General features: G+C 70.3%; 20 protein-coding genes. 5 read left to right on the top strand and 15 right to left on the bottom strand.

The window, feature by feature from the left end:
* Positions 1-222: 222 nt before the first annotated feature.
* Together Psi02_RS32050 and Psi02_RS32055 are read right to left on the bottom strand one after the other, a co-directional pair.
* Positions 223-1,086, bottom strand: coding sequence for a TIGR04222 domain-containing membrane protein (locus Psi02_RS32050; RefSeq protein ID WP_203979578.1), 864 nt, complete (start codon positions 1,084-1,086; stop codon positions 223-225).
* Positions 1,087-1,186: 100 nt separating this feature from the next.
* Positions 1,187-2,287 carry a hypothetical protein gene (locus Psi02_RS32055; RefSeq protein ID WP_203979579.1) on the bottom strand — a complete coding sequence of 367 codons (1,101 nt, stop codon included), beginning with the start codon at positions 2,285-2,287 and terminating at the stop codon, positions 1,187-1,189.
* A gap of 185 nt (positions 2,288-2,472) precedes the next feature.
* On the opposite strand from Psi02_RS32055, the gene Psi02_RS32060 reads away from it, so the two are divergent.
* Positions 2,473-3,189 (top strand): DsbA family protein, encoded by a 717-nt coding sequence (locus tag Psi02_RS32060; RefSeq protein ID WP_203979580.1) that lies wholly within the window; start codon positions 2,473-2,475, stop codon positions 3,187-3,189.
* A 22-nt stretch (positions 3,190-3,211) separates the two neighbouring features.
* Here Psi02_RS32060 and Psi02_RS32065 read toward each other — a convergent pair whose 3' ends face one another.
* The 3 genes from Psi02_RS32065 to Psi02_RS32075 all read right to left on the bottom strand — a co-directional run bounded on the left by Psi02_RS32065 (position 3,212) and on the right by Psi02_RS32075 (position 4,964).
* Positions 3,212-3,721, bottom strand: coding sequence for a DinB family protein (locus Psi02_RS32065; RefSeq protein ID WP_203979581.1), 510 nt, complete (start codon positions 3,719-3,721; stop codon positions 3,212-3,214).
* A gap of 155 nt (positions 3,722-3,876) precedes the next feature.
* Positions 3,877-4,452 carry an LLM class oxidoreductase gene (locus Psi02_RS32070; protein ID WP_203979582.1) on the bottom strand — a complete coding sequence of 192 codons (576 nt, stop codon included), beginning with the start codon at positions 4,450-4,452 and terminating at the stop codon, positions 3,877-3,879.
* Positions 4,443-4,964 (bottom strand): hemerythrin domain-containing protein, encoded by a 522-nt coding sequence (locus Psi02_RS32075; protein ID WP_203979583.1) that lies wholly within the window; start codon positions 4,962-4,964, stop codon positions 4,443-4,445. The genes Psi02_RS32070 and Psi02_RS32075 overlap by 10 nt, the downstream gene beginning before the upstream one ends.
* Positions 4,965-5,044: 80 nt before the next feature.
* Here Psi02_RS32075 and Psi02_RS32080 point away from each other — a divergent pair, with 80 nt between their 5' ends.
* Positions 5,045-5,512, top strand: coding sequence for a MarR family winged helix-turn-helix transcriptional regulator (locus Psi02_RS32080; RefSeq protein ID WP_203979584.1), 468 nt, complete (start codon positions 5,045-5,047; stop codon positions 5,510-5,512).
* 229 nt (positions 5,513-5,741) lie between these two features.
* Entirely contained in the window at positions 5,742-8,066 is a 2,325-nt protein-coding gene (locus Psi02_RS32085; RefSeq protein ID WP_239095339.1) for a SulP family inorganic anion transporter, read from the top strand.
* Positions 8,067-8,148: 82 nt separating this feature from the next.
* Here the strand turns inward: Psi02_RS32085 and Psi02_RS32090 are convergent, their stop codons facing one another.
* Entirely contained in the window at positions 8,149-9,708 is a 1,560-nt protein-coding gene (locus Psi02_RS32090; RefSeq protein WP_203979586.1) for a M28 family metallopeptidase, read from the bottom strand.
* Positions 9,709-9,855: 147 nt separating this feature from the next.
* Here Psi02_RS32090 and Psi02_RS32095 point away from each other — a divergent pair, with 147 nt between their 5' ends.
* Positions 9,856-10,221: an ArsR/SmtB family transcription factor gene (locus Psi02_RS32095; protein WP_239095340.1), complete on the top strand. Its 366-nt coding sequence runs from the start codon at positions 9,856-9,858 to the stop codon at positions 10,219-10,221.
* Positions 10,218-10,913 (top strand): cation efflux transmembrane domain-containing protein, encoded by a 696-nt coding sequence (locus Psi02_RS32100; RefSeq protein WP_203979587.1) that lies wholly within the window; start codon positions 10,218-10,220, stop codon positions 10,911-10,913. Before Psi02_RS32095 ends, Psi02_RS32100 begins: the two co-directional genes overlap by 4 nt.
* A 49-nt stretch (positions 10,914-10,962) precedes the next feature.
* Here Psi02_RS32100 and Psi02_RS32105 read toward each other — a convergent pair whose 3' ends face one another.
* From Psi02_RS32105 to Psi02_RS32145, 9 genes are all read right to left on the bottom strand, one after another.
* Positions 10,963-11,802 (bottom strand): SMP-30/gluconolactonase/LRE family protein, encoded by an 840-nt coding sequence (locus Psi02_RS32105; protein ID WP_203979588.1) that lies wholly within the window; start codon positions 11,800-11,802, stop codon positions 10,963-10,965.
* A 12-nt stretch (positions 11,803-11,814) separates the two neighbouring features.
* Complete coding sequence (locus Psi02_RS32110; protein WP_239095341.1) at positions 11,815-12,762, bottom strand: sugar kinase; 948 nt, start codon at positions 12,760-12,762, stop codon at positions 11,815-11,817.
* Positions 12,759-13,382: a bifunctional 4-hydroxy-2-oxoglutarate aldolase/2-dehydro-3-deoxy-phosphogluconate aldolase gene (locus Psi02_RS32115; protein WP_239095342.1), complete on the bottom strand. Its 624-nt coding sequence runs from the start codon at positions 13,380-13,382 to the stop codon at positions 12,759-12,761. The genes Psi02_RS32110 and Psi02_RS32115 overlap by 4 nt, the downstream gene beginning before the upstream one ends.
* Positions 13,383-13,429: 47 nt before the next feature.
* Positions 13,430-14,575, bottom strand: a complete 1,146-nt coding sequence (dgoD, locus tag Psi02_RS32120) for a galactonate dehydratase (RefSeq protein WP_203979590.1) — start codon at positions 14,573-14,575, stop codon at positions 13,430-13,432.
* Between the two features lie 2 nt (positions 14,576-14,577).
* Positions 14,578-15,276, bottom strand: a complete 699-nt coding sequence (locus Psi02_RS32125) for a FadR/GntR family transcriptional regulator (RefSeq protein WP_203979591.1) — start codon at positions 15,274-15,276, stop codon at positions 14,578-14,580.
* A gap of 87 nt (positions 15,277-15,363) precedes the next feature.
* Complete coding sequence (locus tag Psi02_RS32130) at positions 15,364-16,194, bottom strand: carbohydrate ABC transporter permease (protein WP_203979592.1); 831 nt, start codon at positions 16,192-16,194, stop codon at positions 15,364-15,366.
* Positions 16,191-17,123: a carbohydrate ABC transporter permease gene (locus tag Psi02_RS32135; protein ID WP_203979593.1), complete on the bottom strand. Its 933-nt coding sequence runs from the start codon at positions 17,121-17,123 to the stop codon at positions 16,191-16,193. The genes Psi02_RS32130 and Psi02_RS32135 overlap by 4 nt, the downstream gene beginning before the upstream one ends.
* A gap of 2 nt (positions 17,124-17,125) precedes the next feature.
* A complete protein-coding gene (locus Psi02_RS32140; protein WP_203979594.1) occupies positions 17,126-18,415 on the bottom strand; it encodes an ABC transporter substrate-binding protein in 1,290 nt (429 codons plus the stop codon).
* A gap of 227 nt (positions 18,416-18,642) precedes the next feature.
* Positions 18,643-19,641 carry a LacI family DNA-binding transcriptional regulator gene (locus Psi02_RS32145; protein ID WP_203979595.1) on the bottom strand — a complete coding sequence of 333 codons (999 nt, stop codon included), beginning with the start codon at positions 19,639-19,641 and terminating at the stop codon, positions 18,643-18,645.
* Between the last annotated feature and the right edge of the window lie 64 nt (positions 19,642-19,705).

The raw sequence follows: 19,705 nt of genomic DNA on the forward strand, positions 1-19,705 counted from the left end.
ATTCCGGCGACGTGAGTTCAAGCTCCAAACATAGCCCGGCCGGATGCCGGCGTGAACGCGAGCGGGGGATTCCCACTTCCATTCATGAGAATGAGGAGGGCCGGCCCACGCAATTTCCGGCTCGCGAATTGCGCATTCAGCGGGATGCGCATTCGCGGCGCGGCGAAACGTCAGCCGTGGAGTTTCCGCAGGCCGACGATCGTTAACGCGGACGCGATCCGGTCAATACGATCCCGTTCCGTACGGAAGCCCGCCGGTGTGATCGCCACTTCCACCGTCGTGGCCGTCCGGGGGAAGCCGCGTCGGCTTCCAGGCCCAGGAGCCGTCCGCGTCCAGAGGGATCACGTCCACCGTGCCGAGCCCTCGCCGTACCTCGAGTTCGTCCGCTGCCGAGCCGCCCTGCAGGGCCACCGCGACGTCCGGCATCCCCCGGAGGTTCCCCTCCCTGTACCGGGTCAGTGCGCGTACCAGCACGAACTGCCCCGCGTCGGTCAACGGGACCCTGCCCTTCGCGCGGGCGACCCGCCACGCGACCTCGCCGGCGACCACGGCGACGAGGGCGATCACCGCGCTCAACGGCTGCCGCTCGAAGGCGGCGAGCACCACGACGCCGCAGGCGATCCCCGTGGAGAGCCTCAGGAGCCGCCGGCTCCAGCCGGGGGCGCTGTAGCCGGGGGGCAGCAGCAGTCTCTGGCGGGTGAGCCGGTCCGGCAGATCGGCGATCGCGGCGCCGCCGTACATCCCGGCGCACAACTCGCCGACGGTGAGGCGGCCGTCGCGGGACGCCAGGATGGTCACCGCGGCGTCCTCGACCGCGTTCGTCCTTCCTCCGGCCGAGGCGAGTTCGATGTCCCCGTCGGCGCCGAGCCGTACGGCATCAGTCCGGACCAGGGCCGTCAGCGCCGTCAACACGACGCGTCGCGGGCCGCCCGCGAGATAGGCCAGTTCGTAGAGACCCGGATGACGTTCGACGGCGCCGCGCGGCACCTGGCGTGAACGGCGGCGCGCTTCACGATCCGTCAGCACGAAGAGGACGACCGTGAAAGCGGAGCCGAGGGACAACAATTCGACTGACAGCTGCGACATCCGGTCACCTCGCGCCCGCTGCGAATACACCCCCACAACGCGCGCAGAATGCCGATCGGTTCCAGCTCCGGCGAAGCGCCGATTTCCGGGCGGAACCCTCTCAGTCGTGGCGCTGTGGGGCCGGGATCGCCTCGCCGGTGTCCTTCCAGACGTTTCCGCTGTTCTGCGACAGGAACGACTTGGTGCTCAGCAGGATCGGGCACTGGTAGAACGAGTGCCGGCCGAACCGGTTGCCCACCACGCGGATCCCCGAGATCGAGGTGCCGGCGTCCTTGTGGCTGAAGTTCAGGGTGCAGCCGCCGCCGTCGAGGAAGTTGCCCTCGATGAGCGAGTCCCGCGCCGAACTCTGGTAGGCCGCGTTGGCGTCCTTCAACCCCGACATGTCGATCGTGTTGTGCCGGAGCGTCACCCGGGCGATGTCGCCGAACGACTGCACACCGTCGTTGTGCGTGGCGCCGCCGCCCTGGTTGGGGTCGCTGCCGAACCGTTTCATGTCGTGGATGTAGGAGTCCTGGACGAGCGTGTCGCTGAAGGCCTTGACGCCGTCGACGCTGCCGTGGATGTCGGAGCGGTAGATCTTGGTGTTCTTCGCCCAGATGCCGTCGATGGTCGCCGACGGGTTCGACGGCACGAACTCGGAGTCCTCGACGATCGTGCCGCTCCCGTCCTCGGTGTCGAGCAGTGCGGCGTTTCTGCTCGTGGCGCGTCCTCTGAACACGCAGTTCCTGAAGGTGATGTCGTTTCCCGTCACCTTCACGAATCCGTGGAAGTCCTTCCCGACGACGGTCTGCCCGTTGCCGGAGAAGACCTGGTCACCGGTGACGACCGTCAGCGGCGTCCCGTCTGGCACGCCCGTGGTGGCCGCGCTCGGCAGGCCGGACGGGGACCTTCGGGCGAGAGCGCGCCGGGCATCGGGGGTGGGCTTGACCTTCGGCTTCCTGGTCCGCGCGTGCCGAACCGAGGACGTGGCCCGGGGCAAGGGCGTGGCCTCGCCGGAGGTCTCCGCTTCCGGGACGGCGTTTCCGCCGCCGAACGTCGCCTGGTCCCTGGTCTCGGCCGTGGAGGCGCCACAGCCGGAGAGCAGGATCGCGGTGATCACGATCGCCACGCCCGTCGCGCTCGCCGACCTGACGGACGCGCCCTTCCGCCGTGTACGGCTGAACGCTCCGGGGCGGCGGCCGGGCATCACAGATCCGTACATCAACGCACTCCCGGCATTAGGCAACCGAACGATCGTAACCATCTGGTAGCGCTACGAAAGCGGAATCACGGATACCCGGCCGGGCCACGGACAGCACGAGCGGCCGACGCCGAGCCGGGCGCGGACGACGGCGGATATCCCATTAGGGTGCTTTCCGAACGAACATTATGGAGAGGCAGCCGGTCGTGAACTCTGTGGATGTCCCGTCGAGCCGGAGTAGAACACGCAGGTACTCGGCCATGCTCGTCGCCCTGGCGGTGATCGTGGTGTCCCTGGCGGCCAACCTGTCCCCGCAGCAGCCCGCCGCCCCGGCACGCGCCGACGCGATCGAGCAGTTGGTCACCCTGCGCCCGGACGGCAGCGTCATGGTGGCCCGGCCCGGCGTGGTGCGCCCTGTTCTCGAGGTCTACGAGGACTTCCAGTGCCCCGTGTGCCAGGAGTTCGAGCGGGGGAACGGCAAGGTGGCCAGGCAGGCCGTGCTCCGCGGAGAGATCGCGCTGCTCATCCATCCCATGACGATCTTCAGCGACTCGCCGATGCACGAGAACTCGCATCGGGCGCTGTCGGCCTCGTTGTGCGTCACCGACCCGGAGAAGTGGCTGGCCTACCACGACGCCCTCTACGCCGGTCAGCCGGAGGAGACGCAGGACGGCGGGTTCGCCATCCCCGATCTGGTGGCCCTCGCGGAGAAGACCGGCGTCCCCTCGGCCGGCTTCGCGGAATGTCTCACGTCCGAGGACACCTCCGACAAGGCCGACGAGATGTCCAGGGCGGCCTTGCGGGACGCGGTGCAGGGCACTCCGACGGTCCGGATCGACGGACAGGACATCGACTGGAGCGCCCCGTGGGGCGGCGCGGAGCCCGAGGGTGGCGCGAAGCCCGAGCAGGCCACCACCGTCTGAGCCGTGCGGCCCCGGCGCTCCCCTACGCCGTGGCGGTCTCAGGATGATCGCCGGTGGCTCCGTCGATCAACTCCCGCAGGATGTCCATGTGGCCGGCGTGCCGGGCCGTCTCCTCGATCATGTGGATGAGCACCCAGCGCATCGACACCGCGGCGCCGTGCCACGCCGTGCCGACGCCGTCGATCTCGACCTCCTCGATGACCTTGTCCGCCGCCGCCCGCGCCCGTTCGTAGAACGCCAGGATCTGCTCGGTCGTCTCATGCGGCAGCACGCGTATGTCGGCGTCTCCGTCCTCCTCGTCGAACGGGAGCGGCTCGGTCTCACGGCCGAAGGTCTCGCAGAGCCAGCCGTACTCCACACTGGCCAGGTGTTTGACGAGTCCGAGCAGGTTCGTCCCCGACGGGGTCATCGGCCGCCGCAACTGCTCGTCATCGAGGCCCCGTAACTTCCAGACCACCACGTCGCGGTGTCGGTCGAGGCTGACGTGCATGCTCTGCTTCTCGTCAGCGTTGTACGGCACGTGTCGCGTCATGGGGCCGGACGCTAACAGCCCCCGCCGACAGCCTTCCACCCGATACCCCGCCGGCTCGCCGGCTCGCCGGAGTTCACTCGGGAGCGGACCCACACGGGGGTGTCTCAGCGGTCGGCACGAGATCTCCCGATGGATCGACATGTCACCGGCCGGCCTCAGTCCTCGTCGAGCAGGGCGCGGACCCTCGGCACGACCTCCTCGGCGTACACGCGGAACTGCGTGGCCGACGCGGCCGACACGGCCGTGGGCCAGAAGACGAACGTGTCGAAGCGCAGCCGGGCGGCCCAGTCGGCCAGGGTCTCGGCCCACATCTCGACGGGGCCGTTCAGCCCCTGACCGCCGGTCTCGGGCCCGATCCTGCCGAGCACGTTGTAGATCCGGCGGATCCGGTTCGGATCGCGACCGGCGTCCGACGCCGCCCCGTCGATGATCTCCTGCAGCGGCGGCACCTCGTCGGGCGAGATGTAGATGTTCAGCGGGCACACCCATCCGTCGGCCAGGTGACCGATGAGCCGGAGCATCCGCGGCTTCTGCGCGCCCACCCACAGGCCGATCTCACGGGTCGGCGGGGGTCCGGGCTGGTAGCCCCGGATCCGGTGGTGGTCGCCGAGGAGGGCGAGCCCGGCGGCGTCCGCGATCCGGGTGAGGTTCGTGATCTCGTCGATGGCCGCGGCGTCGGGCGTGACCGACACGCCGAACAGGACAGGCGGGCGGGAACCGTTCACTGCCATGGCCACTTTCTCCACTTCCGCAAGGTCGGGTTGATCGACTTCTCCTCGAAGTCGAGATGCTCCAGCAGGTGTGTGCCGAGGTCGGTGAGCGCGTCGACCAGCCGCCGGCGGGTGCCGGCGTTCTGACCGTCGCCGAGCGCCTTCGTGAGGTCCTCGACCGTGTCCAGGAGGACGGCCACCTTCTTGTGGTCGGATTCCAGGCGGTCCACCGTCCGCCCGAGCGACGGGTCGGCCCGGCGCAGGGCGGGGAACAACATCGCGCTCTCGGAACCGTGGTGCTGGTGGACGAACTGGCAGTACTGCAGGCAGTTGGCGCGCAACTGCCACAGCGGCCCCCGCGTCTGCAGGGAACGGATCGTCGTGGTGATGTGCGCGGACGTGGCGCCCGAGGCGACCCGGGCGGCGAGCGCCTGCACGGTCCGGAGATCTTGCCGGACCATGCCGTGAACCCAGGCGAGCTCGCGCACCAGATGCTCCCCGGGCGCCCCCGGCGAGACCTTGCGTTGAGTCATACCGCGGACCGTACCAGATAGTTGAACCTCCTCAACTATTTGCATTCTATCGATCATTGATCGTCTGTTACCATACGGGCATGGCACTCGAGGACGCCCCGACGGCGACGAGCGGCACCGACCGGCTCGGGTTGCTGCTGGCCCGGCACGGAGCGATCACCAACCTCCGCATCCGTGACGCACTCGGCGCCAACGGGCTCACGTCACGCCAGGGGATCGTGCTGATGAACCTGGCGAGCGCGGGACAGATGAGCCAGCAGGCCCTCCTGGAGGCCCTCGAGGTCGATCCCAGCGTCCTCGTCGCGATCCTCAACGAACTCGAGCGCGACGGGCTCGTCGAACGCCGTCGCGATCCCGCCGACCGGCGGCGTCACATCGTGGAGATCACACCGGCAGGAAGAACGGCCATGACCGTGGCCGAGGACGCGATCGCGGCCGTGGAGCGCGACCTGTTCGCCGATCTCGACGACGAACAGGTCGCCCAGCTGCGCCGGCTCCTCTCACGGGTCAGGACCTCGCCCAACGATCCGGCGTGCACGGAGGCCTGACCACCTGGCGGGCGGGACGTCGCGAAGACCACCGGAGAGGGCGGGCGGACGCGTCCGGACGGGCCCACAGGCCGCACCGTCGACACCGGCGGCCCCGCTGGCCGGGGAGCCGAAGCCGATCTCTTACCTGTCCCTTCTCCGTGGCTTGCGAAATTCCTGGTGATCTGTGTCGTAAGTTCATTCAGTGACCTACTGTGTCGGAGTAAATCCAAAGAGTTACTGGTTGTCCGTGGTGCGGAATGACGTTCCCGCGTCGCTTGTGGTGTTCCTCGTCGCGGTTCCGTTGTCGCTGGGCATCTCGGTCGCGTCCGGAGCACCCATCGCGGCCGGCCTCGTGGCCGCGGTCATCGGCGGAGTGGTCGCGGGTGCCATGGGTGGATCGGTCGTCCAGGTCAGCGGGCCCGCGGCGGGGCTCGCGCTGGTCGTTGCCGAACTGGTCCACAAGTTCGGCTGGCGGGCGACCTGCATGATCACGTTGCTCGCCGGACTGCTGCAACTGCTGCTCGGCCTGGCCCGCGTCGCGAGGGCGGCGCTGGGCGTCTCCCCGGCGGTCGTCCACGGCATGCTCGCCGGAGTGGGCATCGTGATCGCGTTGTCCCAGGTGCACATCGTGCTGGGCGGCAAACCCCAGGGCTCCGCCATGGAGAACGTCCTCGCCCTGCCCGCGCAGATCGTCGACCACCACGGGCACGCCGTCCTGATCGGCCTGCTCACCGTGGGGGTCCTGCTGGTGTGGAGACGGCTGCCGAAGGTCAGTGTCGTGCCCGCACCGCTGGCGGCGCTGCTGATAGCCGCGGTGCCCGCCGCCCTGCTCGGCTGCCTGACCAAGATCGACCTCTCCGGCGGCTTCTCCTCGCTCCAGCATCCGCTGCTGCCGCAGGGCGAGTGGTTCGCCGTCGTCTCGGCCGTCCTGCTCGTCGCCCTCCTCGCGGGCGTGGAGTCGTTGCTCACCTGTGTCGCGTCCGACCGGATGCACTCCGGACCGCGGGCGAACCTCGACCGGGAGCTCACCGCGCAGGGCGTGGCCAACGTCATCTCCGGCGCGTGCGGCGGGCTCCCCGTTGCCGGCGTGGTCGTGCGGACGACCACCAACGTCCGGGCGGGAGCGCGCAGTCGCTGGTCGGCGGTCTTGCACGGCGTCTGGATCCTGGTGTTCGTCGTGGCATTCGGCTGGATGATCGGGCTCATCCCGTTGGAGGCCCTCGCCGCGCTGCTGATGTTCATCGGCGTTCAGATGGTCAACCTCGGCCACGTGCGCAACCTCCGCACCCATCGGGAGATGCCGATCTACTTCGTGACGATGGCCGGCGTCGTGGTGATCGGGCTGGCGGAAGGCGTCGCCATCGGCCTCGCACTGGCGGCGCTGCTCGCACTCCTGCGGCTCACGAGGGTCTCGGTGCGGGTGCGGGCCGCCGACGAGCGCTGGAGGGTCGCCGTCGACGGCTCGCTCACATTCCTCGCCGTCCCCCGGCTGACCAGGTCGCTGGCCGCGGTCCCCGCCGGAGCGGCCGTCGACCTCGACCTCAACATCGACTACATGGACAACGCCGCCTTCGAGGCGCTACAGGCCTGGCGGCTGGAGCACGAGCGCGGCGGCGGCACCGTCGACGTCGACGAGGTGCACAGCGAGTGGTACGTCAACGCGGTCAGCGGCACGCGGACGTCTCGGGGAAAGACGCACATGCGCCACGACCAGTGGTGGCTGCCCTGGGCCTACCGTCGTGGCGGCCTCGACCCCGCTTCGCCGTCCGGCGCTCCGCTGGAGCCCGGACACGCGGCCGGCAGGGGTGTCCACGATGCGGCGCCGCTGACCGACGACAAACGGGCCGACGACAAACGGGCGGACGACAAACGGGCGGACGAGCGGGCAGACGACGACGCGGCGCTGCCCGGCCTGATTGAAGGCGCGCGCGAGTTCCAGCGGCGGACGGCGCCGCTCATGCGCCCGCTGCTGCACGGGATGGCCCGCGACCAGGCGCCCTCTCACCTGTTCATCACCTGCGCGGATTCGCGGATCGTGCCGAATCTCATCACCTCCAGCGGACCCGGAGACCTGTTCACCGCGCGCAACATCGGGAACCTGGTGCCCCGCGCCGCGAGCGCGCCGCCCGACGAGTCGGTCACCGCCGCGATCGAGTACGCCGTGGGCGTGCTGGAGGTGCAGACGATCACCGTGTGCGGCCACTCGGGATGCGGCGCGATGGCCGCCCTGCTGGGGAAGACGCCCGACCTGCCCGGGCTCCGCGGCTGGCTGCGCCATGGCAGCCTCAGCCTGGACCGTTTCCGGTCCTTCGAGGAGTCAGAGGCGGCAGGAGAGCCAGCGGCGGCAGGAGAGCCGGAAGGCGCGCCCGACGGGAACCGGCTCGACATGCTCTGCCGGATCAACGTGATCCAGCAGCTGGACAACCTGCGCACCCATCCACTGGTCGACGACCTCGTCCGATCGGGACGGCTCGAGCTGACCGGCCTCTACTTCGACATCGGGACGGCACGCGTGCACGTGCTCGACGACGACGGCTTCACTCCGGTTCCCGAACGGTCCGCCACGGAGTGAGCGACGCGAACGTGGTCATGCGCTCGGGGAAAACGCATGACCACGTGATGCGCAGAGACTACCGAATCGGTTATCGAGTGGATTACCGGGCGATCCCTCCGGCCACCTGCACGCCGGACACCTGAGCGCCCTTGGCGCGCGCCGCCGCCGCGGCGGGCCGTACGTCAGGTCCGGGCAGGTTGCCACTGAACGCGTAGACGACCGCCGCCGTGACGATGGCGCCGGTGTTCAGCGCGAGCGCCTTGTCGTTGATGTTGGCGATGGTGTCGCACGCCTGGTGGTAGCAGGCGTCGTAGGCCGCGCCCGCCGTCCCGCCGAACAGCGCCTGCTCCTCGGGCGTCTTGATCCCCTCGGCTCCCGTGAACAGGCCGCCCGAGGGAATGCCCACGGCGATGAACGGCCCGTAGTCGGAGCGTCCGTCGAAGTCGGTGCCCACGTGGCCCTGCCGGAGGGTGTTGAAGTACTTCTCGAAGAGCTTCTCGATCTCGTCGGAGCCGGCGGGACCCGCGGGCGAACCCGTCGCGTCCGAGTCGTCCCCGTCGTAGATCTTGAGCGCGTAGTTCGGCGAGGCGACCATGTCGAAGTTGAGGTACAGCTTGATCTTGGCCGCGTCGGCGGGCGACAGGCTCGCGACGTAGTGGTCGGAGCCGAGCAGGCCCAGCTCCTCCGCACTCCAGAACGAGAAGCGCAGCTTGTTCCTGGTCGGGATCTTGCCGAGGGTCTCGGCCACCTCGAGGATCGCCGCGCTGCCCGAACCGTTGTCGTTGATCCCTGGGCCGGCGAGGACGCTGTCCAGGTGGGCGCCGAGCTGGACCACCTTGTTCGGGTCGCCCCACTTGGAGTCCGCGATGACGTTCTGGGTGGTGCGGATCTCACTCGTGGTGTCGGTCTTGATGCGCACCACGGTTCCGGCCGGGCTCGCGAGGTCCTCTCCGATGGTGAAGCCGACGCCGACCACCGGGATCGTGACCGTGGGCGCGCTCAGCGTTCCCTGGAGGGTCTCCGTGCGGCCCGGCTGGCCCTCGTTGAAGATGATCGCTCCCGCGGCGCCCGCGGCCTGCGCGTTCTCCGCCTTCACCTGGAAGTTGCAGGTGCCGCGCTGCAGCAGGGCGATGTTGCCGGGCGCGAACGAGGCGAAGTCCGCCGGCTCGCACCCCGAGGTGCTGCTCGGCACGGGGGCCGGCGGCAGCACCAGGTCGACGTTCTGCAGGGTTCCCGTCACGTCGCCGGACCCGGAATAGGTCATGGTCGCGAACTCCCCGACCGCGCTCCCGTCAGGAGGGGTGGGGGCGTAGGTCCTGGCGTCCGGCGCTATCTGCTGCAGCGTCGCGGTCGAGTGCTCCTCGTAGAAGGGGAACTCGAAGGGCTGCACCGTCACCTTGTAGCCGGCCTTCTTCAGCTGACCCGCCACATAATCACGGGAGGCGGCGAATCCCGGCGTTCCCGCGGCGCGGGTTCCGTTGTTGGCGTTGGCTATCGCCTGCAGCTTCTGCAGGTGCTGCTTCACTCCGGGGGCAGAGATCGATCGCGCCAGCAGCGCGGGGTCCGGATCGGCACTGGCCGGTCCGGCGAGCGCCAGAGGGAGCAGGAGCGCGGCGGTCGCGGCGGCGATACCGGCCCTGCGGCTTACGGGGATGCGCATTGGTCCTCCTTTGGATCCAATGACGGGATATCCACCTACCTTGTCCAAGGGAACCTAACCTCAGTCATGACTCCCGTGAAGGGCCCCCGGCCACCCGATCGACGATTCAGCTTGCACTGAATTCAGTGGCTGGTTTATCGTTAAAGAGTGCCTGCCACTTCTCCCGGTCCCCGCGTCGCCGTGGACGCGGACGCGCTGGCCCGTGTCGGCGTCGCCCTCGCCGACGCCACCCGGCGCCGTCTCCTCCTCACGCTGCTCGAAGGCCCGGCGTTCCCCGCCGACCTGGCCGAACGGCTCGAGCTGACCCGCGGCAACGTCTCCAATCATCTGTCCTGCCTGCGCGGTTGCGGGCTCGTCACGACCACGCCGGTCGGCCGGCGCGTGCGCTACGAACTCGCCGATCCCCGTCTCGCCGGCGCGCTGGCCGACCTGGCCTCGCTCGTGCTGGTGGTCGAGCACGACGAATGCCCGCCCGGCTCGCAATGTTGCGACGACGTGAGGCCGTCGCCATGACGGCGGCCTCGATCGGCCCCTCGCCGGCCCGGCGCCTGGCGCTGGCGCGGCGGATCCGCCTGCTCGTCGCGGCGACGATCACCTACAACGTGGCCGAGGCCGCGGTCGCGCTCACCGCCGGGACCGCCGCCTCCTCGGCCGCGCTGGTCGGGTTCGGGCTCGACTCGACCATCGAGGTCGCCTCGGCCCTCGCCGTGGCCTGGCAGTTCTCCGGCGCCGACCACGAGCGCCGGGAACAGGCCGCCCTGCGGATCATCGCCCTGTCGTTCTTCGCCCTGGCCGCATACGTGTCCTTCGACGCCGTCCGCGCGTTGCTCGGAGCGGGAGAGGCCGGGCACTCCACGACGGGGATGGTCCTCGCGGCGCTGTCCCTCGTGGTCATGCCGGTGCTCTCCCGGGCACAGCGCCTGGCCGGGCGTGAACTGGGCTCCGCGAGCGCGGTGGCCGACTCCAAGCAGACCCTGTTGTGCACCTACCTGTCCGCAGTGCTGCTCGTCGGGCTGGCACTGAACAGCCTGTTCGGCTGGTCGTGGGCCGACCCCGTGGCCGCCCTCGTCATCGCGGCCGTCGCGGTCAAGGAAGGCCGCGAGGCGTGGCGCGGCGACGCCTGCTGTGCCGTACCGGGTACCGCGGGAGCGGAGCCGCAGGAGGCCTGCGCCGGAGGATGCGCCTGCTGCGGGGAGCCCGCGTGAGGCGCTGATCTTTCCCAGGTCCGGCGTGGGTGCCGGAGCCGGGGAAAGGTCAGCCGAGCAGAAAGCGGCTCGCCGGCCGGCCCTGCGTGACGCCGTCCGTCGCGTAGACCGCGCCCGCCCCCTGCTGGAGCGGGTCGAGCCCGTACGCGGCGGTGGTGACGAGCAGCCGGCCGTCCACGAGGCAGACGCTGGTCGACTGCGGGGTGGGCACGGGCACGACACGGTCGAGGCGGCCGTCGGGCGCGTACCGGTGCACGGCGGATCCGCCCCACACCGCGACCCACAGATGGCCGTCCTCGTCCACCGTCATCCCGTCGGGGCTGCCGTCCGCGATCGTGGCGAAGATGGACGGTTCGCCGAGGTCGCCGGTGATCGGGTCGACCGTGTGGCGGTAGATGCAGCCCTCGGCGCTGTCGGCGAGGTACATGGTCCGGCCGTCCGTCGTGAAGGCCGGGCCGTTGGGGATCGTCAGGCCGGTGCGGACGGTGGTCACGCTCAGGTCGGCGTCGACGCGGTAGAGCGCCCCCGCCCCCGGGGTTTCGTCGTACGGCATGCCGCCCGCCCAGAACCGGCCCGCCGGGTCGCAGACGGCGTCGTTCACGCGGTTGCCCGCGGGCATCGGCTGATCGATCCAGTCCAGCGCGCCCGTCGCCTGATCGAGCAGCGCGAATCCCCGGCCGGCCGCCGCGATCCAGGTGCCTGGACGGCCCGCGACCGGTGCGACGGCGCCGAGCGGCACATCGAGCCTGAGCAGTTCCTCCGCCGGTCCCGGCCGGTCGGCCGGGGCGCTCAGCAGCCTCCCGGCGAGGATGTCGACGAAGACGAGCCGTCCGTCGACCCATCTCGCCCCCTCGCCCAGCTCACAGGAGGTCGGGCACCAGACGTCCATGTCTCACCTCGTTCAGCGCAGCGTGGATCCGGGCAGAGCGTCGAGCAGCCCGAGTTCGGCCCGGGTGGGCAGTCCCTCCCAGTCGCCGGGAGAGGCGACGGCGAAGGCTCCGGCGGTGACGGCCCGTTCGAGGCGTCCGGCCAGGTCCAAGCCGTCGAGCAGGCCGGACAGGTGGCCGGCGACGAAGGCGTCCCCCGCGCCGACGAGGTCCGTGACGGGCACCCGCCGGGCCTTCGCGTGGAGGGTCTCCGCGAGGGTGTGGCCGGTCGCGCCGTCGGCTCCGCGTTTGACCACGACCTCGGACACCCCCGCGTCCAGGAGCGCCGCAACCCGCTCGTGCTCCGTCGCGGCCGAGGCGGGGGCGACCAGTTCGAGCTCGTCGTCGGACGCGATCACCACCGACAGCAGGGACGCCAGCGGGCGCAGGACCTCGGCGGCCGCGTCGCGTGTCCACAGGCGCGAGCGATGGTTCACGTCGAGGCAGACGCGCACGCCCGCGGCCGCCGCCGTGCGCACCGCCGTACAGACGGCGTCGGCGGGCCCGGGGCCGAGCGCCGGCGTGATGCCCGTGACGTGCAGCAACCTGGGGGGCGGGTCGAGCGCGGGCAGCACGTCGGCGGCGTCCAGGAACGAGCCGGCCGATCCCGCCCGGTGATAGATGACCCGGGTCAGGTCACCGATCCGCCGCTCGAACAGGATCAGCCCTGTGGGCCCCCGGCCGTCCGCGCGTGCGTGGGAGACGTCGACCCCTTCCGCTCGGAGCGTGCGGAGCACGAGCTCGCCCGTCTCGTCCGTTCCGACGAGACCGGTCCACCGGACCCGGTGGCCGAGGCGGGCGAGGCCGATCGCGACGTTGGACTCGGCCCCCGCGACCGACAGGCGCATCGTCCCGCCGAGCCTGATGGGATCGCGGGCCCGCAGAGCGGCCATCGTCTCGCCGAAGGTGGCGACGTCGATCACAGCGTGTCCAGGAAGCTCTTGATCCGTTCCTTGAGCGCGCCGAGGTCGCCTCCGGCCGCGGCGTCGCCGACGAGCGGAGAGCCGACGCCGACCGCGACCGCTCCCGCATCCAGGTATTCGCGGGCCTCCGCGACGCCGACGCCGCCGACCGGCACGAACGGGACCTGTGGGAAGGGATCACGCAGTGCGCGCAGGTGACGCGTTCCCCCCAGGGAGGCCGGGAACAGCTTGATGGCGGTGGCTCCCTCGCTGAGCGCGGTCACCACCTCGGTCGGGGTCAGCGCGCCCGCGAGCACGGGCAGCCCCAGCTCGCGGCCGGTGCGCACGGCCTCGCTCACCGCCGGGGTGACGAGGTAGGACGCGCCCGCGTCAGCCGCCGCGCGGACGTCGCCGGCGGTGACCACCGTCCCCGCGCCGAGGCCCGCCGACTCCCCGAGCGCCGCCCGCGCGTCACGGATCACCCGCACCGCGCCGGGAGTCACGAGAGAGACCTCGATCAGCTCGACGCCCTCCTCGGCGAGCGTGATCACCGTGCGCAGCGCGGCGTCCGCGTCCGTCCCGCGGACGATCGCGAGCAGGCGCCGCTCGGTCAGCGTCGCCAGAAAGCTCTGTTCCTTCACCGTTCCATCCGTTCCGCGGCCGATAGGAGCCGCCAGGTCCGCACCCGTCACCATTCGGCGAGCCCGCCGTCCTCGTGCCGCCAGACCGGGTTGCGCCACGCGTGCCCGGTCTCGTCCGCCCGGCGTACGGCGGCCTCGTCGATCTCCACACCCAGCCCCGGCGCCTCCGGCCGCGCGGCATGGCCGTCCACGAAGCGGAAGACGGCGGGGTCGACGACGTAGTCGAGCAGGTCGGCGCCCTCGTTGTAGTGGATGCCGATCGAGTGCTCCTGGATCAGGAAGTTCGGCGTCGCGAAGGCGACCTGCAGGCTGGCCGCCAGGGCGATCGGCCCCAGCGGGCAGTGCGGAGCGAGCTTGGCGTCCCACACCTCGGCGAGCGCGGCGATTCTGCGGGTCTCGGAGATGCCGCCCGCGTGGGAGAGGTCGGGCTGCACCACGGCGACCCCGGCCTCCAGAGCGGGCCGGAAGTCCCACCGCGAGTAGAGCCGCTCCCCCGTGGCGACGGGGACGCTGCTCGCGGTCACCACGTCGCGCAGCAGGTGCGGCCGGTCGGGCAGGATCGGCTCCTCGGCGAACATCGGGTGGTATTCCGCGAGGAGCGGCAGGATCCGGCGCGCGTCCGCCGCGGACACCCGGCCGTGGAAGTCGACGGCCACGTCCCGCGCCGGGCCGAGCACCTGCCTGGCCAGCGCCAGCCGGTCCACCACCGCCGCGACGTCGGCCGCGGTCGCGAGGACGGACATCCGGCCGGCGGCGTTCATCTTCACCGCGGTGAAGCCTGCCTCGATCCTCTCGGTGATGCTCTCGGCCAGTTCGGCGGGCTCGTCGCCGCCGACCCAGGCGTACATGCGGACCCGGTCGCGGACCGGGCCGCCGAGCAGCGCGTGGACCGGGGCGCCGTAGGCCTTGCCCGCGATGTCCCACAACGCCTGGTCGAGGCCGGCCAGCGCGCTGGACAACACCGGTCCTCCCCGGTAGAAGCCGCCGTTCGCCATCACCTGCCAGTGGTCCTCGATGCGCAGCGGATCCTGCCCGACCAGGTATTCCGCCAGCACGTGCACGGCCGCGCGCACCGCCTCCGCACGGCCTTCCACGACGGGCTCACCCCAGCCGACGACGCCCTCGTCCGTCTCCACGCGGCAGAACAGCCAGCGCGGCGGAACGAGGAACGTCTCGATCCTGACGATTTTCATCGTCACCCCCGATTCTTGATCTCTTGTTCGTCCTTGGCCGCCTGCTCCAGCAGGACCCGCATCGCACGCTCGGCGCCGTCGGCGTCGGCGTCGCGGACCGCGTCGAGCACGGCCTGGTGCGGCGGCAGGAAGTCGTCCTGATGCCCTTCCGCGTGGACGAGCAGGTCACGGGCTCGCAGCCCGATCTCGATGATGTACTCCATCCGGATCAGGAGTTCGTTGTGCGAGGCCTCCAGAAGCTGGCGGTGGAAGGCCAGGTCGGCCTCGACGATCTCCTTGGCCCCCGCCCCCGGGCTGACCGCCGCGAGCGTGGCCGTCAGCCGGGCGACGTCCTCCTCCGTACGGCGGGACGCCGCGAGCCTGGCCCCGGCAGGCTCCACGATGATCCGCACCTCGTACAGGTCGTCGAGCAGCCCGGAGCCCGCGGGGTCCTCGAACTGCCAGCGCAGCAGGTCGGGGTCGAGCAGGCTCCACTCGGAGCGGGGGCGCACGAAGGTGCCGCGCTTGGGCCTGGCGTCCACCAGTCCCTTCGCGGCGAGCACCTTCAGCGCCTCGCGCACGACCGTCTTGCTCACGTCGTAGGTGATCTCCAGCGCCTCCATGTCGAGGGTCGAGCCGGGGGCCTCCTGGCCCGTGACGATTCGCCGGCCGATCGCCTCGACGACCTGCCCATGTACGCCACGGCCCGGATAGACGCTCAATTTCGCCGTCCTCGTATGGGGGAATCTGTGATCATGCGGAATCTTCCACCGCGCTCCAGCCGCCGTCCACCAGGACGGCGGGCGGTGTCATTTGGAGGATCCGATCAGCAGTCCCGAGATGAAGTAGCGCTGGAAGCGCAGGAACACGATCACGGTCGGGATCGCGGCGATCACGGTGGCCGCCGCGATGACGTTCCAGGAGGAGACGAACTGCCCCTGCATGCCGAGGATCGCCGGGGTGACCGGCAGCTTCTGCTCGTCGCGCAGCAGGGTGATGGACCACAGGAGGTCGTTGAACGTCCAGGTGAAGGCCAGCGAGCCGAGCGCCGCCATCGCGGGCTTCGTCAGCGGCAGCACGATCCGCAGGTAGACGCCGAACGTGGTGGCGCCGTCGATCTTCGCGGCGTGCGTGACCTCCTCCGGGATCCCCCGCATGAAGCCGTGCAGGACGAACGTGTAGAAGCCCAGGCCCACCGCGGTCAACACGACGATCATGCCGATCCGTGAGTCGAACAGCCCGAACTGCTCGGTCAGCTTCAGCACCGGGATCAGCAGCAGCTGGGCGGGCAACAGGTTGCCGGCGAGCATCAGCAGCAGCAACGTCCGGCGGAACGGGATGCGATGCCGGGCCAGGCCGTAAGCCGCCATCGACGCGAGCAGCAGCGTCACGACGACGACGGGGACGGTGATGATCAGGCTGTTCACGATCGAGTGCCATTCGCCCGACGCCAGCGCCTGCCGGTAGGGGTCGAGAGTCAGGCCCTTGGGCACACTCGCGAGCCCCGCGTCGGCGAGGTCGTCGAAGGTCCGCAGCGAGGTGACGACCACCAGCGCGAGCGGGACCACCCACAGGGCCGCCAGGATCGACATCCCCCCGTGGAACAACCACGGCCTGACCCGGGAGTTCGTGGCCGTCATGCGGTCTCCTCATCACGCAGGCTCCGGACGAGATAGACGACGATCGTCCCCACGGTGAGCAAGAAGATCACCACAGCGAGGGCCGAGCCGTAGCCGAGCTGCGATCCGAGCAGTCCGGTCGAGAACTGGTAGGTGCTCAGCAGCTCGGACGAGTGGTACGGGCCGCCCTTGGTCAGCGCCCAGACGATGTCGAAGGAACGCAGCGCGTCGATCACGGTGACCGCCAGCACGACGGTGGTGATCGGGCGGAGCTGCGGCAGCGTGACATGGCGGAACCGCTCGAAGGCGGTGGCACCGTCCACCTTGGCCGCCTCGTGCAGCAGGGGGTCGACGGTCTTCAGCCCCGCGAGGAACAACACCATGATGTAGCCGATCTGCCGCCAGAGCGCCGGGACGATCAGGGCGTACAGCGCCGTCTCCGGCTCGCCGAGCCAGATCCGCGCCTGATCCTCCAGCCCCACCGCGGAGAGGATGCCGTTGACCACGCCCTCCGGCTGGAAGATCATCCGCCAGACCAGGGCGGTGACCACCATGGAGAACACCACGGGCAGGAAGAAGATCGCCCGGTAGACCCCGATCCCCTTGCGCGGCTTGTCGAGCAGCAGCGCCAGTCCCAGGCCGCCCAGCACGGAGAGCCCGCCGAACAGCACGAGCCACAGGACCGTGTTGCGCAACGCCAGGCGGAACGTCTCGTCCGACCACATCCTGGTGTAGTTGTCCAGGCCGACGAACTCCGGCGGCGCGATGCCGTCCCACCGGGTCAGCGAGATGTAGACGCTGTTGAGCGCCGGCCAGAAGGTCCAGAGCATCTCCAGCGTGAACGGGATGAGCACGAACGCGAGGAGGACGACCGCGTCACGGGACCCACGGCGGGCACCCTTGGAAAGGGTGCCCGCCCTCGTGGGAACGGCCTTGGGAACGGCGGCCATCGTCAGTTACCGCGCGCCTTCGCGGAGTCGCTCTGCCACTGCTTGAGGATGTCTCCCGCCTCGGCGGGCTTGTCGATGAACCGCACGAGCGCCGTGGTGAGCGCGTTCAACTGGTCGTCGTTGGAGTCGCGGTTGAAGAACTGGGTGACGTCGGCGGCCGAGGCCACCATGGCCCGGCCCTTCTCCAGCAGCGGCGTCGACACGGGGGACTTGGCGTTGCTGTTGGCAGGGATGAGGGTGCTGCCGGAGGTCTTGAGGTAGAGCTCCTGGGCCTGCGGGGTGGCGACGTACTTCAGGAACGCCGCGGCGCCCTCCGGGTTCGCGGTGCGGGCGCTGGCGATGAAGCCGTCCAGCGGAGCCTCCTCCGCGACGGGCACGGCGGCGTCGATGATCGGGAACTGGAAGAAGTTGACGTCGGCCTTGACGTCCGCGGGCGTCGCGTCGCCGAGGAACGTGCCGGCCAGGAACATCGCGTCCTTGCCCTGCTGCCACTTCGCCGACCCCTCCTGGAAGGCGAGGCCCTTGCCCGCCGGGTCGAGGTACGGCAGGACCTCGCGCCAGGTGTCGAGCACCTTGGCGACGCGGGGGTCGGTGTAGGACTCCTGGCCGGCGAGCAGCGCCCGGTGGAAGGTCGCGCCGTTGATGCGCAGGTTGAGGTAGTCGAACCACGACGCGGTCAGCCAGGCGGAGTCGGCCAGCGGGAGCGCGATCGGGCTGACGCCCTTGCCCTTCAGGGTCTTGCACAGGGCGATGAACTCGTCCCAGGTCTTCGGCTCAGCGACGTCCCACTTCTCGAACTGGGACGTGCGGTAGAACATGCCCCACCAGTAGTAGTTGGTCGGGACGAAGATCTTCTTGCCGGAGGCGTCCGTCGAAAGGTCCGCGAACTGCTTGCTGTAACCGTCCGCGGGGAAGGCCGACGTCGCGTCGAGCAGCAGGTCCTGCTTGGCGAAGTTGCTCGCGATCTCACCGGCGAACCAGGTGAGCACGTCAGGCGGCGTGGCCAGGGTGAGGTCGGCGCGGATCTGCTGCTGGAAGGCGGCCGGCTCCATCGTGTTGAGCGTCGGCTTGTACTGCGGATTCACCTTGACGAACTCGTCCAGCAACGCCTGCATGGCCTTGCGGCCGCCGTCGCTGGTCTCGCGGGACTTCAGCTGCAGCGCGGTGGACTTCGCGCCGGATCCCGCGGCCGGCGAGGGGGTGCTGGTCGCGCACGCGCTCAGGGCGGACGCGACGCCGAGCGCGCCGACACCGGCGAGGAAACCGCGTCGGCTCACGATGGGGTGACTCACAGGTGACCTCCGTAGGGGCCGGTTGAGGGGGGCAGGGGGTCCGGCCGGGACAGAGCAAACCCTGGCACTCCAGCTCGAGCATCGTCAATAACTATTCATAAGAAATGAAAATTGAGACCTCTCACGGGCGCGCATGAGTTCGCCGCGTGATGCCGATCACAGGCAGGGAGAAGCCGGTGAGGCGCACACAGCGCACACCGCGCACACAGCGCACACAGCGCACGGCCCTAGGTGGACTCTCTGACCACGAGTTCGGTGGGGAGGATGACCGGGACGGCGGGCTGCCCCTTGAGCAGGGCGAGCAACAGCGTGACCATGGCCGCGGCCTGCTCGGGGAACGGGTGACGCATGGTGGTGAGCGGCGGCTCGGCATAGCTCGCCGCCTCGATGTCGTCGAAGCCCACGACCGCGACGTCGTCGGGGACCCGGCGGCCCGTCTCACGCAACGTGCGCAGGGCGCCGATCGCCATCAGGTCGTTGGCGGCGAACACCGCGTCGAGCCCCGGATCGTCGCGCAGGAGTTGCCGCATCGCGGTCGCGCCCGACTCCCTGGTGAAGTCGCCCACGGCCACGATGGAACGGCGGTCGGAGTCGCGCAGGACCGTGCGGTAGCCGGTCAGGCGGTCCTGCCCGGCGATCATGTCCGGCGGGCCGGCGATGGTGGCGATGCGCCTGCGGCCCCGTTCGAGCAGGTGCCGGACGGCCGCCTCCGCCCCTCCGACGTTGTCGTTGTCCACGTACGGCAGGGCGATGTTGACGGCCGGCCTGCCGTACGACACGACGGGGACGCGCATCCGCGCGAGGGCGGCCGGGATGGGGTCGGCGCCGTGCATCGAGATCAGCATGACGCCGTCCACGTGCCCGCCGGTGAGGTAGCGCTCGACCCTGCCGTGGCTCGTGCGGTCGCCGACCAGCATCAGCACGACCTGCTTGTCCGCCGCCTCGAGCTCGGCGCTAGCCGAGCGGATGACCGTGGAGAACATCGGGTCGTCGGAGAAGACCCTGGTGGGCGGCTCGGAAACGACGAGGGCGACCGAGTCGGTCCGCTGCGTGACGAGGCTGCGTGCCGCCAGGTTGGGAACGTAACCCAGCTCGTTGACGGCACGCAGCACCGCGTCGCGGATCCCCGGCGTGACCGTGGTCTCTCCGTTGACGACCCTGGAGACCGTGGCGCGGGAGACACCCGCCCGCGCGGCCACGGCCTCCAGCGTGGGCCGCTTCGTCATGCCCTCTCACGGGTCACGGGCTCGTCGAGCATGCTCACCGTCTCCCTCGGCGTCCAGAGTGGGT

Origin of the sequence: Planotetraspora silvatica (assembly GCF_016863315.1) — a bacterium.
GTDB lineage: Bacteria > Actinomycetota > Actinomycetes > Streptosporangiales > Streptosporangiaceae > Planotetraspora > Planotetraspora silvatica.